Annotated in this window: 12 protein-coding genes; 6 read left to right on the top strand and 6 right to left on the bottom strand. The window is 64.6% G+C overall.

Annotated elements, in window-relative coordinates; all coding sequences use genetic code 11:
• Window positions 1-39: 39 nt before the first annotated feature.
• Entirely contained in the window at window positions 40-951 is a 912-nt protein-coding gene (locus AC5IJH_RS10685) for an NADP-dependent oxidoreductase (RefSeq protein WP_491902798.1), read from the top strand.
• 6 nt (window positions 952-957) lie between these two features.
• Here AC5IJH_RS10685 and AC5IJH_RS10680 read toward each other — a convergent pair whose 3' ends face one another.
• On the bottom strand, window positions 958-2781 hold the full coding sequence (locus AC5IJH_RS10680; protein WP_491902797.1) for a L,D-transpeptidase family protein: 1824 nt from the start codon (window positions 2779-2781) through the stop codon (window positions 958-960).
• A 165-nt stretch (window positions 2782-2946) separates the two neighbouring features.
• Between AC5IJH_RS10680 and AC5IJH_RS10675 the strand changes: the two genes are divergently transcribed.
• The 3 genes from AC5IJH_RS10675 to AC5IJH_RS10665 all read left to right on the top strand — a co-directional run bounded on the left by AC5IJH_RS10675 (window position 2947) and on the right by AC5IJH_RS10665 (window position 6724).
• Window positions 2947-3936, top strand: a complete 990-nt coding sequence (locus AC5IJH_RS10675) for a zinc-dependent alcohol dehydrogenase family protein (protein ID WP_491902796.1) — start codon at window positions 2947-2949, stop codon at window positions 3934-3936.
• Between the two features lie 116 nt (window positions 3937-4052).
• Window positions 4053-5303, top strand: coding sequence for a putative DNA modification/repair radical SAM protein (locus AC5IJH_RS10670; protein WP_491902831.1), 1251 nt, complete (start codon window positions 4053-4055; stop codon window positions 5301-5303).
• 2 nt (window positions 5304-5305) lie between these two features.
• Window positions 5306-6724 carry a UdgX family uracil-DNA binding protein gene (locus tag AC5IJH_RS10665; protein WP_491902795.1) on the top strand — a complete coding sequence of 473 codons (1419 nt, stop codon included), beginning with the start codon at window positions 5306-5308 and terminating at the stop codon, window positions 6722-6724.
• A 78-nt stretch (window positions 6725-6802) separates the two neighbouring features.
• Here AC5IJH_RS10665 and AC5IJH_RS10660 read toward each other — a convergent pair whose 3' ends face one another.
• Both AC5IJH_RS10660 and AC5IJH_RS10655 read right to left on the bottom strand, forming a co-directional pair.
• Window positions 6803-7861: an energy transducer TonB gene (locus AC5IJH_RS10660; protein ID WP_491902794.1), complete on the bottom strand. Its 1059-nt coding sequence runs from the start codon at window positions 7859-7861 to the stop codon at window positions 6803-6805.
• Window positions 7862-7947: 86 nt separating this feature from the next.
• Window positions 7948-9147, bottom strand: a complete 1200-nt coding sequence (locus AC5IJH_RS10655) for an acetate/propionate family kinase (protein WP_491902793.1) — start codon at window positions 9145-9147, stop codon at window positions 7948-7950.
• A gap of 171 nt (window positions 9148-9318) precedes the next feature.
• Here AC5IJH_RS10655 and AC5IJH_RS10650 point away from each other — a divergent pair, with 171 nt between their 5' ends.
• Window positions 9319-9699 carry a SnoaL-like domain-containing protein gene (locus AC5IJH_RS10650; RefSeq protein ID WP_491902792.1) on the top strand — a complete coding sequence of 127 codons (381 nt, stop codon included), beginning with the start codon at window positions 9319-9321 and terminating at the stop codon, window positions 9697-9699.
• Between the two features lie 62 nt (window positions 9700-9761).
• Here the strand turns inward: AC5IJH_RS10650 and AC5IJH_RS10645 are convergent, their stop codons facing one another.
• The 3 genes from AC5IJH_RS10645 to AC5IJH_RS10635 all read right to left on the bottom strand — a co-directional run bounded on the left by AC5IJH_RS10645 (window position 9762) and on the right by AC5IJH_RS10635 (window position 15537).
• Window positions 9762-13523, bottom strand: coding sequence for an alpha-amylase family glycosyl hydrolase (locus AC5IJH_RS10645; RefSeq protein ID WP_491902830.1), 3762 nt, complete (start codon window positions 13521-13523; stop codon window positions 9762-9764).
• 277 nt (window positions 13524-13800) lie between these two features.
• Window positions 13801-15156: a glycoside hydrolase family 27 protein gene (locus AC5IJH_RS10640; protein WP_491902791.1), complete on the bottom strand. Its 1356-nt coding sequence runs from the start codon at window positions 15154-15156 to the stop codon at window positions 13801-13803.
• A gap of 120 nt (window positions 15157-15276) precedes the next feature.
• Window positions 15277-15537 (bottom strand): hypothetical protein, encoded by a 261-nt coding sequence (locus tag AC5IJH_RS10635; protein WP_491902790.1) that lies wholly within the window; start codon window positions 15535-15537, stop codon window positions 15277-15279.
• A 349-nt stretch (window positions 15538-15886) separates the two neighbouring features.
• On the opposite strand from AC5IJH_RS10635, the gene AC5IJH_RS10630 reads away from it, so the two are divergent.
• Window positions 15887-16927 carry a LacI family DNA-binding transcriptional regulator gene (locus AC5IJH_RS10630; protein WP_491902789.1) on the top strand — a complete coding sequence of 347 codons (1041 nt, stop codon included), beginning with the start codon at window positions 15887-15889 and terminating at the stop codon, window positions 16925-16927.
• Window positions 16928-16957 lie beyond the last annotated feature (30 nt).

The raw sequence follows: 16957 nt of genomic DNA, 5'->3' as shown, positions 1-16957 counted from the left end.
GTCATGGCAGCCATCTCTGTCAGTTGAGGAGTGTGCGCAATGAAAGCAGTAGTGCTCGAAGGTTTCGGCGGCGTTGATCAACTGCAGATCGAACAGGTCGACGATCCGGTGGTCGGCACAGGCGATGTTCTGGTGAGGGTGCATGCGACCAGCATCAACCCGGTCGACTTCAAGATCCGCAGCGGAGCAACGCGCGGGCGCATCGATGTCGATCTGCCGGCGATACTCGGCCGCGACCTCGCGGGAGAGGTCGTGCGTGCCGGCGACGGCGTCGTCGGCTTCGAGCCGGGCCAGCGCGTGATGGCGCTCGCCAATGCTACCTATGCCGAGATGACGACCGCCAAAGCGGATGTGCTGGCGCCAATCCCCGACAAGCTGAGCTACGAACAGGCCGCCGCGCTGCCGCTGGTGCTGTTGACGGGGGCGCAGTTGATGGAGCGTGCCATCAAAATCGCACCCGGACAGACAGTGCTCGTGCTCGGTGCTCTGGGCAGCGTGGGCCGGAGTGCCGTGCACGTCGCGCGCTCACACGGTGCGCATGTCATCGCGGGTGTGCGCGGCTCGCAGGTAGAGGAAGCAAACTCGCTCGGCGTGGAACGGGTGATCGCGACCGATGATCCACAGGCGCTCCAGGCGCTGCATGAGATCGACGCCGTCGCGGACACTATAGGCGGAACAGTGGCTGCACACGCGCTACGCTGCCTGCGGGCGGGCGGTGTCTTCGGGACGGTCCTCGGACCGCCTGCGGACGCGAATCGCACCGACATCCGCATGGCAGGCATGATGGCGGTTCCGGATGCGTCGCGTTTGTATCAACTGGCGGACGACGTAGCGCGGGGCGCGTTCTCGCTTCCGATTGCGAAGACTATGCCGCTCGATCAGATCCGGGAAGCCCATCTTGAAGCCGAGGCCGGGAAGAGCGGCGGCAAGATCGTCCTGCGGGTCGCCTAGCGAGCCTCAGCGCTCGTCGTGGACGTCGACCTCGGGCGTGATGGGCTTGGTCGGATAGGGACGGCCCTGCGCCAGGGTTTCGTCGAGCAGCTTGTCGTACTCGTAAATGTCCCGGGTGAAGTCGATCGTGCCGTCTGCTTCGACGTACGCTGTCGCGTAGAAGATCACCACCGGAATGCTCTTCTTCAACCCGACTGTCTTGTTGTCGTCACCCGTTTCCATTGCCTCCTGGATCTTGTCGACCGGCCACTCGCTCCGGTCCCGCAGGATCCAGGACGCCAGCTCGGCCGGCTTCTGCACGCGCACGCAACCGTGGCTGAAATCACGCCGCGTGCGCGTGAACAAACCGACCGCGGGTGTCGAGTGCAGATAGATCGAGTACGGGTTGGGGAACATGAATTTCACCAGACCGAGCGAGTTCTCCGGACCTGCATCCTGGCGCACCCAGAGCTCTCCTGCTTCCAGGCGCTTGTTCATCGCGGCTGTGTAGACCAGCGGCTTCTGGTGTCGATCGACGATTGAAAAGTCGTGGTCCTCAAGGTATGTCGGGTTTTTCGCGATGCCCGGCAGCACCTCACGCTTGGTGATGTCGACCGGCACAGACCAGTACGGACGGAAGATCAGATAGCGCATCTGGTTCACCAGCATTGGCGTCTGGTGATCTTCTGGTTTGTCTCCAGGCTTTTCGCCGGCCTTGATCCCCGACTTGCCGACCACGACGTTCATCTCGAGCGCGATCCTTGCGTGATCGTTCTCGAGCGGCAGTGTCTCCGCGTGGGCCACCGGCAGGAGCGATCCTTCGTCGTTCTCCTTCGGCGGCTCCGGAAGCGGCGCGTCGGAGTAAATGCGCAGCTTGAACTCCGGCAGATTCACGAAGACCGGTGCAGCCTGGTAAGCGTCGGGGAGCCAGCGCCAGCGCTCCACCGCAATCGCGAGTTGATGCGCCCGCTCTGCCGTGGGCACGTTCAGCGCGTCGATGGTCGGGGAGCCCACCTTGCCGTCAGCTTGAAGACCGTGGTGGTACTGGAAGTGCTTCACGGCACGCGCGAGTGCGGGGTCGTAGTGGTCGGGCGCAGTCTCCGCCGCATCCGTAGACAGGTCTCCATCGAGCACCAGCAACTCACGCAGCCGCGCACCACCGGCGTACGGTTCACCCGGCTTCAACTGGCGATGCGGATCGGGCAGGCCGCCGCCGTGATCCTGCCCGGCGAGCACAGTCCAGTGGCGATAGGCATTCAATGTTCGCTTGTACTCACTGCTCTGCGGCTGCACCGCAACCAGTTCCGCCCAGACATTCCCGGAGCGCACGATGTGATCGCTGAGGAACGAGGCGAGGTCGTATCGCTTCTGGTCGAGGTTGATGCCGAAGTGAAAGCGCTTCGGGTCGACGCGGCCGTTGTGCTCGTCGTTGACGTACCGCATCGCCGCGACCGTCATCTCCATGTCGAAGGCCGCGCGCTCCTCCGGTGTGTTGAGGGCGTGGTCACGCGCCGCCCAGCGGGAGCTGTCGTAGTCTTCGGGGTCGAGTGCGTCCGCTGCAGCATGGCTGAACGCAGCCATCATCTGCCGGGCCTGCTCTGTGGGCCGGCTGCCTTTGGACCAGACCGGCTCGTACTCATGTGCGGCGTAGAAGGCGTCGACCGGCTTGGCGAGATCGGCGAAGTTGGGCCAGCGCATGCCCTCGAGCCGCGTCTGAGCAGCGATCTGATGCAAAGCAATGGCTTCGGGTGTCAGCGGCTTGGGACCGGCGGGCGCCTGTTGCCGGTGGCAACCTGCAATCGCCAGCATGGCAGAGGCGCACACCAGGAGTAGCTTTCGTCTGCGTGCCACTGTCAATCGCCGTGCAGCCCTCCCCTGGGCTAGAGCGTTGCGCTCCATTCGAGTGTATCCGGATGCGTCGGCGGCTCCATCCCCGTTTGGTGGGGGAGGAATCTCCCCCATACTTCCCTGCACCGCACGCTGTCGCCACTGTATCCAACACTAAAGGAGAAACAGATGCCGAAGGTAGTGCGCTTTCATCAGTTGGGTGGGCCCGAGGTGTTGCAGTTTGAGGATGTTCCCTTACGTGAGCCGGGTCCGGGTGAGGTGCGCATCAAGGTGCAGGCCGTCGGCCTGAATCGTGCAGAGGCGATGTACATCCGCGGCCACTACCTGGAAGCGCCGCAGTTGCCTTCTGGCGTGGGATACGAGGCGTCGGGCATAGTCGAGGCCGTCGGGCCCGACGTGGAGCAACACTGGATCGGTCGTAAGGTGTCGACCATCCCCGGCTTTTCCATGAATCAGTACTCCGTGCTCGGCGAAGCGGCCGTCGTGCCGGTCGCCGTCGTTGCTGCGTATCCGGAGAATCTGTCACCCGTCCAGGGGACCGCGATCTGGATGCAGTACCTGACCGCCTGGGGCGGGCTGGTGCATGTCGGCAAGGTGAGTGAGGGCGACTTCGTCATCATTCCCGCAGCCTCGAGTTCAGTGGGGCTCGCGGCAATCCAGATCGTGAAGGATCACGGCGCGATCAGCATTGCCACCACGCGCACCAGCAAGAAGACCGCCGAGTTGCGCGCACTTGGTGCGGATCACGTCATCGCCACGCAGGAGGAAGACCTGGTCGCACGCGTTCACGAGATCACCGGGGGCAAGGGCGCTCGCGTGATCTTCGATCCCGTCGCCGGACCCGGCGTGGAGCAGCTCGCCGAAGCGGCTGCCCCGCACGGCATCCTTATCGAGTATGGCTTGCTGTCGATGGCGCCGACGCCGTTTCCGCTGTGGACGGCGATGACCAAGGAGCTCTCGATGCGCGGCTATACGCTGCGCCTGCTGCACGCGGAGCCCGCGCTGGGACGCATGGGCCAGGAGTATGTCTTCGACCGGCTGGCCGATGGACGCTTCCAGGTGAAGATCGCGAAGACCTTCCCGTTCGCGCAGGCAGCGGACGCGTATCGCTACCTCGAGTCGAACGAGCAGGTCGGCAAGGTTGTCATCACGCTCTGAGTATTGCTGTCATCAACAGGAAGGCCGCGGGCGCTCGCGTCTGCGGCCTCTCATAGAGCGAGGAGCAAAGCGATCCGCTATTCTCCTTATATTCGCCCTTGGGCGTCCACGTGATGATGCAGGTGCAGCGCAAACTCGAGATTTTGGCCGACGCCGCCAAGTATGACGCAAGCTGCGCCAGCTCCGGCGCCAAGCGCGCAGGCACCGGCAAAGGCCTGGGCCACAGCGATGGCACAGGTATCTGCCATAGTTACACACCTGACGGGCGCTGCGTCTCGCTGCTGAAGCTGCTGCTCACCAACTACTGCAACTACGACTGTGCCTTCTGCGTGAACCGCGTCTCCAGTGACATCGAGCGAGCGCGCTTCACACCGGAAGAGGTCGTCACGCTCACACTCGACTTCTATCGCCGCAACTACATCGAAGGGCTCTTTCTCAGCTCCGGTATCATCCAGACGCCGGACTACACGATGGAGCAACTGGTCGAGGTGGCACGGTCACTGCGGGAGGACCACGGCTTCGGCGGCTACATTCACCTGAAGGCAATTCCGGGCGCGTCGCAGGCGCTGCTCGATGCGGCAGGCCGGCACGCAGACCGGCTGAGCGCGAACATCGAATTGCCAACGCAGCAAGACCTCGTGCAGCTTGCACCGGATAAGAAGGCCGACGTGATTGAGTCGGCGATGCAGCAGATCCTGGCGCGCAAGGCTGAGGCGGACGAGGAGACGAAGAAGCATCGCTCCGCACCCCGCTTTGCTCCCGCCGGGCAGAGCACGCAGATGGTCGTGGGCGCAACACCCAGCACAGACCAGCAGATCCTTTCGACCGCGAGCCACCTCTACAACGATTACAAGCTACGCCGGATCTACTACTCGGGGTTCAGCCCGTACCCGAAGGCGGACGGCCGCCTGCCGCTCAAGGCCGCGCCTCTGGTGCGTGAGCATCGCCTGTACCAGGCCGACTGGCTGATGCGCTACTACGATTTCCGGGCAGACGAACTGACGACACCGGACCAGCCGAACCTCGACCTCACGCGCGATCCGAAGCTGACCTGGGCGCTCGCGCATCGCGAGTTCTACCCCGTTGACGTGAACGCCGCGCCGCGAGAGGCGCTGCTGCGTGTGCCCGGGATCGGCTACCGCAATGTGCAGAAGATCCTCTCGATCCGCCGCTATCACCGCATCACGCTTGAGGACCTGCGCAAGCTGAACATACGGGTGGCCCAAGCCGAGCAATTCGTCACCACGGCAGATCACATTCCGCTGGTGCGGCAGCTTGAGTCACCCGCCCTTGCTGTCGCCATCGCTCCACCACCACAACTTGAGCTGTTCACGGCAGCGACCAGCGCGGCCAGCGGAGAGGTGTAGCGTTGCGCATCGGTGTGCGCGAAGTCGAGATCGAGCCCAGCTTCGCCTCGTGGCGCGAGGCCGCACGCAGCCTACTTGCGGAGGGCGTGCCGCCGGAGGATGTGCACTTCCGCGACGGCACAGAGCCGGAGACGCTCACGCTAGGTTTCGGCGATGCCGCCGACCGGCCCGCGCCCGTGCCGAAGGGCAGCATCGTCGCCCCTCGGGAGTTCATGGAGGTGGCCACGATCGCGGCACGTCACGCTGATCCGGCGCGGTGGGATCTGCTCTATCGCCTGCTGTGGCGACTGCAGGAGAACCGGCAACTGCTCAAGGTCGAGACAGAGGACGATGTGAGCGCGGTGCGCCGCCTGGAGGGGCAGGTGCGTCGCGATCTGCACAAGATGCATGCCTTTGTGCGCTTCCGCTGCGTCACAGATACAGAGGGCGGGGAGCACTACATCGCGTGGTACCAGCCGGATCACGACATTCTCGAGCTGGCGGCGCCGTTTTTCCGCGAGCGCTTTCCGGAGATGCGCTGGACCATTCTGACGCCGCGTCAATCCGTCGGGTGGGATCCAGCGACGCGCGAGCTGGAATGGGGGCCGGGCATGCCGCGTGAGGCTGCGCCGGCCGATGACGAGCTCGAGTCGATGTGGCGCAGCTACTACGGCTCTATCTTCAACCCTGCGCGCGTGAACCCGCGCGCGATGCGGGCTGAGATGCCGGTGCGCTACTGGCAGAATCTGCCGGAGCTGGACGTGCTGCCGCAGCTGCTGACGCAGGCCGGCGGCCGGGTGGAGACGATGATGAAGACGCAGACCAAGGACTCCGCGGCACCGTTCGTTCCCGAGGAACGCTCGCTGCCAGCGATCGTGGCCAGCCTGCCGCGCTGCCATGGGTGCGACCTGTACCAACACGCGATTCAGGCAGTGCCCGGCGCGGGCGGGGTGCATGCACGGTTGATGCTCGTCGGCGAGCAGCCGGGCAACGAAGAGGACAAAGAGGGCTTGCCGTTCATCGGGCCTGCGGGTCGCGTACTCGACCAGGTGCTTGAAGAACTCGAGATCGATCGCAAGCAGGTGTTCGTCACGAATGCGGTGAAGCACTTCAAGTTCGTCCAACGCGGGCGGCTGCGCCTGCACCAATCGCCGCGGCTGTCCGAGGTAACGGCATGCCGCCCCTGGCTTTTGGCTGAGATCGAAACTGTGCGGCCCCGCGTGGTCGTCGCACTTGGCGCGACGGCAGCGAAGTCGCTGCTCGGCGCGAAGTTCGCGCTGATGAAGCAGCGCGGCACCGTCGTCGAGTCACCCTGGGCGAAGCAGGTGGTGGCAACGATCCACCCGTCTGCCGTGCTGCGCGCCGCGGATGCGGCTATGGGCGAGCAGTTGCGCGGCTTCCTCCGGCAGGACCTGAAGCTTGCATACTCGCTCGTGGCTTGATGTCGAAGCGCGATCTGCTCCGGAAGCCGTGATCTGTCCCATGCCTTGAGAGCAGTTGGCCGGGCGATGCACACGGTTTCAGTATCCCAGTCGGTATATAGCTTTCAGTTCGGTAGTGATTTTCACTGGTTTGCCGTCGAGGAGGTAGGGCGCATAGCGCCAGGTCTGGAAGGCTCGAACTGCCGACACGGTGAGCAGATCATCCGGGCTCTCCAGCACTTTCAGATGGCTCACGTGTCCATCTTCTCCAATCGTCGCTTGCACTCTCACAGTTCCCTGTATTCTCTGGCTGCGAGCGTCGATGGGATAGAGCGGCGAATCTCCCCCAAGCTTCTGGCCACGAGCGACCTTCTCCGCCACAACCATCACATCTTGCCTGGGAGACACCACCGGTTGAGCTGTGATCCCCGCGATCTCCTGTGCCTCTGCAGTGACGACGCTATGCACCTGTACCTCCAGCAGGGGCAGCACTCCATCGCGGATCTCGAGCGACTGCGTGAAGTAGCTGCCGCGAAATGCGCCGATCTTGTTGCGGGTGATACGCAATGAACCATCCATATACTGGGCGCGCAGAATTGCCCTGCGGGGCTCAAAGCAATAGATCGGCATCACCCCGAGAAGCCATTGCATTTTGTGCAGTGGCTGCGCGTATTCGACGCAGGCGAGCGCCACCGGACGGTCAAGGAAGTCACGCGAGGCCGGAGAGCCCGTTTCCTCAGCATCCGGGAACGGGTCCACGAGTTCACGTTCGATCAAAGACTGCGGCCAGGGGGGCGCAATCCCTTCCGGGTCCATGGCTCGACCTGACGGGGTGACGTATTCGGTACGGCTGAATTGCGGACTCTTGTAGACGCGCTTCCAGGTCCCCGGGCCGAGCCGCCACTCCTCGAACGTGCCTGTGCCGGCGGAGGCTCCCTTTGCGTCGAAAGTCTCGTAGGTCGCGGTCAGGTGCCAGGGATAGGTGCGCGGTTGATCAAGGCTGTTCGCGGCAGCAGCGACACTGAAGAAGGCACGTGTGTCCTTCACATCCAGATCGGCTGGCAGCACTGGCAGAGGGGCAACGACTGGAGCGTTGTCTGCTGCGAGTGATGTGCCGGCAGTACCAATAAGGCAGAGCAAGAACAGAGCGGGGCGCATGTCGCTCCAGATTCTCCCGAGTCGCAGCTGAGCAAGCAAGAAGAAAGGGAGAAACCCGAGCACCGCCGATGCGAAGAGCGCGTTGCTTAGCCAAGCATCGATGCGACATGCCGCGCGATCTGGCCATCCTCATCCGCCTCTAGAATCTGTACCTTGAAGAGTGACTTTCCGGCAGACACAGTCGCAGCGTTCTGCCGATTCGCGCTGTCATCGATGATGACGCCCAGGAACGCCAGCTGCCGGCACACGCGATCGCGCACCGTAGCCGAGTGCTCACCGATGCCCCCGGTGAAGACCAGGGCATCGAGCCCTTCGAGTACCGCCGCATAGCTGGCTACTGTCTTCGCGATGGCGCGGCAGAAGATCTCGATCGCGAGCTCTGCGCCAGCGTCGCCCGCCTCCGCGCGCGAGGTGAGTTCGCGCATATCGGCTGTGCCGGTGTGATCGAGGGTGCTCGACAACGCGAGCAGGCCGGAGTCGTGGTTCAGCAGATCTTCCACCGCGCTCAGATCCATTGCGCCGCCCGCTTCCCCGCCCTGCCGTGCGATGTAGACCACCACGCCCGGGTCCAGGTCGCCGGTGCGCGTGCCCATAGGGATGCCGCCGGTCGGGGTGAGGCCCATGGAGGTATCGACCGAGCGGCCGCGCTCGATGGCACAGAGGCTTGCGCCGTTGCCAAGGTGCGCGACGACCAGCCGCGCGGGCACGTTGGGTTGGAGAGCGGCGACGGCCGATTCATACGAGAGGCCGTGGAAGCCGTAGCGTTGGACACCCTGCTCGCGCAGGCGCGGCGGGATGGCATAGGTGGAGGCGACCGGCGGAAGCGTGGTGTGGAAGGCGGTGTCGAAGCAGGCGAAGAGCCGGGCCGCGGGGTAGGTGCTGCGGGCGGCATCGATCAGTGTGAGTGCGGGTGGGATGTGGAGCGGGGCGAAGTGCGTGGAAGCGCGCAGTGTCTCGAGCACCTCGGGTGTGAGCGGGCAATGCTGCCGCAGGTGGGGGCCACCATGCACGATGCGGAAGCCGATGCCGTCGGGCGGCGCGTGACCGAGGGCGCGGAGCCGCTCCGCCGCATGCGCAAAGGCGTCAGCCTGCGACTCGTGCGCTGCATCCTCCCGGTGCACGATCGCACCATCTGTGTTGCGCAGAATGAGGCTGCCGCCCGGCTTACCGATTGCTTCGGCAGCGCCACTGGCGACGGGCTGCGGCGGAGCGTCGGGGGACACAGCCTGGTAGAGGCCCAGCTTCAGCGAAGAAGAGCCGCTGTTCAGCGTGAGGATGGACGACATGGCTGATTAGAGCGCGGGAGAGCCGGATGCGGCGTGAAAAGTTGAGGCGATGCCAGCGGCTTTCCAGAGGTCAGAGGCTTGTTGAGCGATGACTTCGTTGATTTTCATGAGTCACGCGTGCACGCGGCGCATCGAGTAGTGGGCGGCAGAGATGCGGCCGAGGAGAGAACTATGAGCGCAGTGGCGAACGAGAGCAGTGTGCAGCAGGCGGACGAGCAGGTGAATCAGGCAGTGCTGAATGGCACGGCCATGCAGGCGTTTGAAAAGTACTACGCCGACGACGTCGTGATGCAGGAGAATTCTGACGAGCCGCGCGCGGGCAAGGACACGAATCGTAAGGCGGAGGAGGCGTTCTTCTCGTCGGTGGAATCGTGGAACGGCGGTGCGTGCACGGCCAGCGCCGTGAATGGCGATGTCACGTTCTCCGAGTGGGAGTACGACCTGACGTTCAAGGGCGGCATGCGGGTGAAGATGAACCAGGTGGCAGTGCGCCGCTGGAAGAACGGACAGATCGTGCACGAGCGCTTCTATTACAACAAGGCCGGGCACTGAACAGCAGCCCCGTCAAGGCGGAACGGGGCAGGTCCGCATGGGCCTGCCCGTTTCACGTGCGCTCAGTCGCGCTTCTTTGGCTTGCCCTTGGGGTGCTTCCGTCCTTGCGACTTCGGCTGCTTATCTGCTGAAGTGCTCTTCGCTCCCGGAGTGCTCTTCGCCCCGGAAGTGCTTTTGGCTCCGGCAGTGCTCTTGATTCCGGAAGTGCTTTTGGCAGGCGATTTCGCATTCACCGGTGCGCCCGTTCGCTTTCCAGCGGAGCCGGGGGCTCCCGACTTCTTCGGGGTGGGACGCGCGTTCGCGCCGTTGCTGACCGACGCAGCGGACACGGGATGAGTGAGCAGCCGCTCCAACTGGAAGCCGGCAGCGCGTGCTGCCGCGGTGGCACGCTGGATGGTCACAGAGCTGTCGCGCGCGGCGGTCTTCTGCTCGCGTGGCGGTGCGGCAATCAGCGCCGGGATCTGGATCCACCACAGCATCTCTTCGTGGCTCTCCTGATTGAGGTAGCGGATGCCGTCCGAGACATTGCTGCCGGTCAGCCACAGGACGTCGGGATCCTGCCAGTCCTCGCGCGTGAGGTCCAGCGCTTCCGGTGCGCGCCGGTAGAGCAGGAAGCGCACGCGGGCAGCGGCGCGCCAGCCGTCTTCGCCGGTAAGGCCGAGCGCCTGGAAGGCTCGTGCGAGTGCCTTGCGCAGACGCAGGCGATCAAAGCTGGCGGCGTCGGGCAGGTCGAGTCCGCGCAGCAGTGTCCACGCGAGCAGAGGCGCCCAGACCGCGGTGCCGCTGGTGCCGGGTGAGTCCGACGGCAGCATCTTGCGCGCGGTCTTCGGCCAGCCATCGGGGAAGAGTGCTTCGGTCCGCGGCAGGGCCAGCGCGGCGACGAGCAGCCCCATCTCCTCACGCGGCTCGAGCCGCGGCGGCCGCACGCCGTTGCGGTACTCACGATCGAGTTGACGGGCAAGCTGCTGGAAGCGGTTGGCGCGATCGACAAACGGCGCGATGGCTTCGATCATGCGCCGCTCGCGGTTACGTATCTCCAGCGCGCCGGTGGCCTCCATCTCCGCCGCTTCGATGATGTGAGCGAGGATGCCGGCATCGAGCGTGGCACGGAGAGCGTCGTGCAGCGGATGCAGGCGCAGATCTTCGAGCGCGTCATCGAGGTTGGGCACGCCCGCGCCGCCCAGGTGATCGTGCAGGCGATCCCACGGATGCTCGGCATCCGGGCGCAGCTCACGCCAGTTGAGAAAGACGTGATAGCGATACGCAGGCAGGTGGAAGCTGAAGCCGCGCTCGTGGATGTCGGAGGCGCGGCGCAGGTATTCGAGGCCGCAGCTGACATCGCGGAAGGCAAAGATCACATTTGAATCGGTCGACAGCTCGAGGCCATCCTGCAGCGTGCGCGTGCGCAGGCCACCACTCGACTTATCGACGAAGCCGGTGGAGTGGTGGATGGTGCCGCGCGTCTCGCCGTAGCGATTGTGGTAGAGCACGAGCGCACGCTGGCCGCCGCGCGCATTCGAGTAGGCGTAGACGCTCTCGTCGACCGTGCCGTCTTCTTTCCAGAAGTCGTAGAGCAGGAAGTTGTCGCTCTCCGCGAACAGCCAGCGCGTGTGCAGCAATGGCGCAATCTCGCGCATGTGGCGTTCGACCAGGCCCTGGTTTGGCGTCTCGTCGTAGCGGGGGCGCTGGTACTCCATGCCGTACTTTTCCGTGAAGCCTTCCACCTGGCCGTGGCCGAACATGGGCAGTCCGGGCAGGGTGGACATCAGGGTTGCGATGCCGAAGTATTTGTCACCGGTGCCGAACTGATCGATGGCGGTGCGCTCGTCGGGATTGCTCATGAAGTTGACGTAGCGCTTCATGATGCCGGGGTCGAACTCCATCGTCTGCTTCAACAACTGGCGGTAGTGCTGATTGTCCTCATCGCGCAGCAGGTTCATAAAGGCGCTGTTGTAGACACGATGCATGCCGAGCGTCCGGACGAAGTAGCCCTCCATCATCCAGAAGGCTTCGGCGAGCAGCAGCGTGCCGGGGACTTCGGTGGCGACGCGGTCGACGACCTCGCGCCAGAACTCGATTGGAATGTGGGCGTCGAACTCGGGCGTGGGCATGGCGTATTCGGCGCGTGACGGAATCGCGCCGCCGGCGCCGGGCGCGGGGAACCACAGCCGCTGGATGTGGCGCTTGGCGAGTGTCATCGCGGCGTCGAAGCGGATGATCGGGAACATGCGCGCGACGTGCAGGATGGTCTGGATGACCTGCTCGCGCACGGCGGGGTTCAGGTAGTCGAGCTGCGCGGTGTCGTTCCAGGGGAAGCTGGTGCCGTCGTTGCCGTGGTAGATGAAGCGCGTATCGCCGCTCCACTTATCGCGACGCTGGAAGACCACTGCGGCGTCGGACTGCTCGTAGTAGTGATCCTCGATCTTGATCTCGACGCGGCCATCGCCGGAGAGGTCAGGACCGTTGAAGCTGTACGCCGGGTAGGGCGAGTCGTAGCGCGAGAGAAACCACTCGGGATGTTCGATGACCCAGGTGGAGTCGATGCCCATGTGGTTCGGCACCATGTCGCTGGCGAGGCGGATGCCGAAGCGGCCTGCCTGGTCCTTCAGCCGCTGGTAGGCGTCGTAGCCACCGAGGTCGTCGGCGATGCGGTAATCGTAGAGCGAGTAGGCGGAGGCGACCGCGTCCTCTTTGCCGCAGAGATGCTTGATCGTCTTCGACGCGCGGCTGCGCTCCCATAGCCCGATCAGCCAAAGCGAGTTCATGCCACGGGCGGCCAGCGTCTGCAGCTCTTCGTCGGGAATCTGGTCGAGCCGCACGATGGCACGGCCGTAGCGGCGGCTGAGTTGCGCGAGCCAGACATAGGTGCTCTTCGCGATCAGCACGGTGCTGGGCATCCACTCCTGGTCCGGGCTGAAGCGCTCGTACTCGTTCTGGATGACGGCGAAGTCCGGGAGATCGGTGCGGCCGCCGAAGCCGCCAGCATGACCGAAGCGCTGCCGGGCGCGGCGTTGCGCCATCTCGTCCGACGGATGGAAGCGCATCCAGATGGCGACGTCCTCTTCCTGCAGCACATCGATCGCGAGCACCAGGCGGCGCAGTGCGGCCTCGCCGACGATGGGCCCCCACTTGTCGCGAATGTAGGCAAGCTGCCCACTGAGCGAGTCAGGGGAGGCGAGCGCGGGCGCGCGGAGCATGTCGATCAGGTTGGTGGGCTCGTCGCCGATGGGCGGCTTGGTCGCGAAGAACTCGCGCAGGCTACCGGTGACGCGCGGATAGGGCGTCTGCTGGGTGAGCGACTCGTCGTCGAACAGCTCGATGAACTTTGCGAAGGCGGTGTTCGCGTTCGCGAGCCAAAGCATCATCAGCTCTTCAAACGCGATCTCGCGATGCGCGACACCGTCGGTCGATCCGGTCAACCACTCTGCGGGTGTCTCTTCACCGCGAAAGACGGCGGTGCCCGGAAACTGCTCGACAAATTGCAGGAGCAGCCGGTCGAAGCGCTCGGCGCCGAGCCGCTCGCCAAACCAGCGGAGCGCGTCCGCCAGCACCTGTGGGGCGAGCGTGCGGCGATAGTGCTCAATGAGCAGATGACTCGCCTCATCGATGAGCCCCATGGCGAACAGCGCGCCGGGGTGGATGGCCTGCTCCGGGTCAATAGGCTGGCCGTTGGCGGCCTGCTCGGCATCGCGCACCTGGTTGATGCGGTGGGCCAGCTCACGGCTGGCCTTCACGTCCGCGAAGATGACGTTGCCGGAGTAGGAGAACAGGGTCTGGTCTGCGTGGTAGCGGTCACGGGCGGCGCGCGAGATGTGAAATTCCATCCGGGTCATCGTCTCTGTCTTTCCTGGGACACACCGGGCCCGGAGGCCGGGAAATGGTGCGGCAAAACAGCATGGCTGTCGCAGCTATGTGGCTGCTGCAACTCTATGGAGCGGCATGTTCCATAGTAGAGATGAGGGCAGCGCGAGAACAGTCAGCCCAGCCGGAGCGAACCAGCGTCCGACCCCAGCCACAGTACCGCGAGCAGGCGTCCCGTTTCCAGTCGCGGAGCGCCTGGACAATTGGATGAGACCCGCTCTCGCGTGACGCAGTCGAGCGCTATCGCGAATTGGCAGACGTGACACGGTAGAGCACGCTGGCATGCGGCTCAAGTCGCACCTCGAGCGCGCCTGCCGCCGGCAGATCGTGGTGCATCCATAGATCGCGCATGCGATACGCTCCCGGCCCCAGGCCGAGTTGCGCCCATGTGTACTTCAGCGTCTGCGGCTGCCCGGAGACGTTGAAGACCGCTATGTTGGCGTCGCTTCCCTGCTCCGGCCGCGAGACCCACACCCGCGCGGTTGCGCTCTCTAATTGCTGATGCGCGTCGCGGCTGTGCTGATCGACCGCGAGCACCTCGTCGTTGGTCAGCAGCGCGGTGGTGGCGGCGTCGTTGTGGGGCAGGTCGCCGCCCATCATCAGGGGCGAGCGGAACATGCACCAGAGGGTGAAAAAGGTGCGCTGCTCGGCAGGCGTCAAATTCGTCATGCGGGCCTTGCCCCAGCCAGGCGCCGGGCCGAGATAGCCGAGCGGCAGCATATCCGCATCGGGCCAGTGGCCGGGCACGGCGAGTGGCGCCCACGCGGCGGCGCGGGGAAACTGGTCACCCAGCCCCTGCGGGTAGTGAACGTCGCTGTGCCACTCATCCCAAATGTCGTCCGAGATGCGCCACATCTGCGCGTACTTGCGCATCTCCTCGACCTTGTCGAGCGGCGCAGCGCCGGGCGACAGGCTGAGCGCGATGGGCCGGCCAGTCTTCTTGAGGGCCTCGCTGAGCATACGGATCTCTGTCCCCTTGTAGGGGCGCGACGCAATGCAATCCACCTTGATCAGGTCCACGCCCCAGCCGGCGTACATGCGCGCGAGGGAGTCATAGTAGGCCTGTCCGGCGGCGTTGTCCTTGAGATCGTAGTTGTCGGGATTCCAGGAGCACGTGCCCTGGGTGTTAGCCGCATCGGCTGCATGGAACTGCGAGCCGGCGATGGGCAGATTGTCTTTCACCGCCTGCCTGGGAATGCCCTGCAGGATGTGAATGCCGAACTTCAGTCCCTTCGCGTGCACGTAGGCCGCGAGCGGGGTGAAGCCCTTCCCCTGCGCCGCAGAGGGGAACCGCTCCAGATCCGGCACGTAGCGGCCAGACGCATCGAGGCGCACCTGGCCTTTGGGGTCGTTGCCCTCGGCCCTGGGATGAGCGACGAACCACTCCATATCGACGACAACGTACTGCCAGCCGTGCTGGCGCAGATGATCGGTCATCCAGTCGGCGTTGGCCTTGACCGCAGGCTCTGTCACCGTGGTGCCATACGCGTCCCAGCTATTCCAGCCCATGGGCGGCGTAGGGGCGAGTTGCGCGAAGGCAGCAGGAACGAGCAGGAGTAGAGCGAAATTCGGGAAGAGTCGGCGAGCGAAGGTCATATAGGCGCAGTGGATCGTGAGGATCCGTCTGCCCGCCAAGGTACGCGTGGGCGGGCAGGCTCGCAACTTCAACTGGTGTGTATGGACTGGTGGCGTGAGCTGAGCAACGTTTAGCGCGCGCTAGCTGGCCAGCGATTGACCGGGATCGGGCATCTGCAGGACACCGCGGCACTCCGTGCAGGATTCCTGATGCGCCCGGAGCCGCTGCTCGAGCTCGGACTCGTCGGCCCGGGCTGTCTGGATGCGATGCTGATGGGGAGTGACTCCGGCGAGGCCGAGCACCGGGTCCCGCTGTGGATGGGTGTAGCGCCAGAGACGCCGCTTGGCGACCTCATACTGCAGGCGGAGGTCGCGATACTCATCACAGCCGAGGGACATCATGGGGACCTATCCGGGAAATGTACGGTTCCTGACAAACTACCACTTCCGATGCAGAGCTGGTGCAGGAGGTAGCTTGCTGGGGGCAATTTTTATCAACTTTGTTGACGAGTGAGTAACGAGAGCCGGCGAAGGGTGGCGGTTGGCGCTCCTTCAACCCGGCGTTCATCTACTTACAACAGGGATGCCGCTCCCCTCCCCGTGGTTGGTCCGACGCTGAACGCATTTGAATTCTCAACCGGGTTGCTGGCGTGATAAAGCGAAGATGCCAATCCGCGTTCGAACAAGCGATGGTAGGCTCATGCCAGCGTAATCGTTGCAGCGAGAACGATCCCATGAGAATCGAAGACCCGTGCCGATCCAACGCAACCCGCTGAAGGGGCGAAGTTCCGGACCCACAATCACGGACGTAGCCCGTGAGGCCGGGGTGGCCATCATGACCGTCTCCCGCGTGGTTAACGGGGGCAGTTATGTGAGCCCGCCCACCGAAAAGCGCGTGCGGGCGGCGATTCGCCGGCTGGGATACACACCGAACGAGGCGGCGCGCATGCTGAAGGGCCAGCGCGCACACACCATCGGCCTGGTGGTGCCGGACCTGACCGACTCCTTTTTTGCGACCTGCGCCCACGCGGTGCAGGAGGTGGCTGCCCGGCGCGGCTACATGACGCTGATCGTGAGCTCGCAACGCAGTGCCGAGACCGAGTCCGACGAGCTCGAAATGATGGCAGCGCGGCAGATCGCCGGCATGGTGATCGTGCCCTCCCACGTCACGCTCGATGACCGGCTGCGCAGACTGCAGCAATCCGACATCCCGATCGTCACGCTCGACCGCGTGCTGGACGGCGTCGAAGGCGGCGCGGTGATCGTCGAAAATGCGGGAGGCGCGGAAGAAGCAGTCCGCCACCTGATCGGCCATGGTCACCGCCGCATCGCCTGCATCGGCTACGACGGCAAGGTGTTCACGGTGAAGCAGCGCATGCAGGGCTATCGACAGGCGATGCGCGATGCGGGGCTGAAGCCGCAGTTGTGGGCGAATCTGACCACACTCGATGCCACTGAAGCACTGCTCAAGAAGCTGATGTCTGAACCCGAGCCGCCTACGGCGCTGTTCACACTGAGCAACGGCGCCAGCGTCTTTGCGCTGCAGGCGATCCGCCGCCTGCAACTGCGCATGCCGACGGACCTCGCGCTCGCCGGATTCGACGACCTGGAGCTGGCGCCGCTGCTCGAAGTGCCGCTCACGGTAGTTCGACAGCCTGCGCACGAGATGGGCCGCAGCGCCGCAGCCATGCTGTTCGACCTGATCGGCCGCACACCGAGCACGGCGGCTCCCGAGCGGCGCATCGTGCTGCCGACCGAGCTGATCCTGCGCGCCTCCTGCGGCTGCAACTAGGCCCCCGCGACCAGCCGCCGCCTCCCGGTA

This window comes from Candidatus Dedyshia acidiphila (assembly GCF_051025295.1).
GTDB lineage: Bacteria > Acidobacteriota > Terriglobia > Terriglobales > Acidobacteriaceae > KBS-83.
Note: the sequence above shows the minus strand (reverse complement) of the source record. Positions and strands in the feature narration are given on the sequence as shown.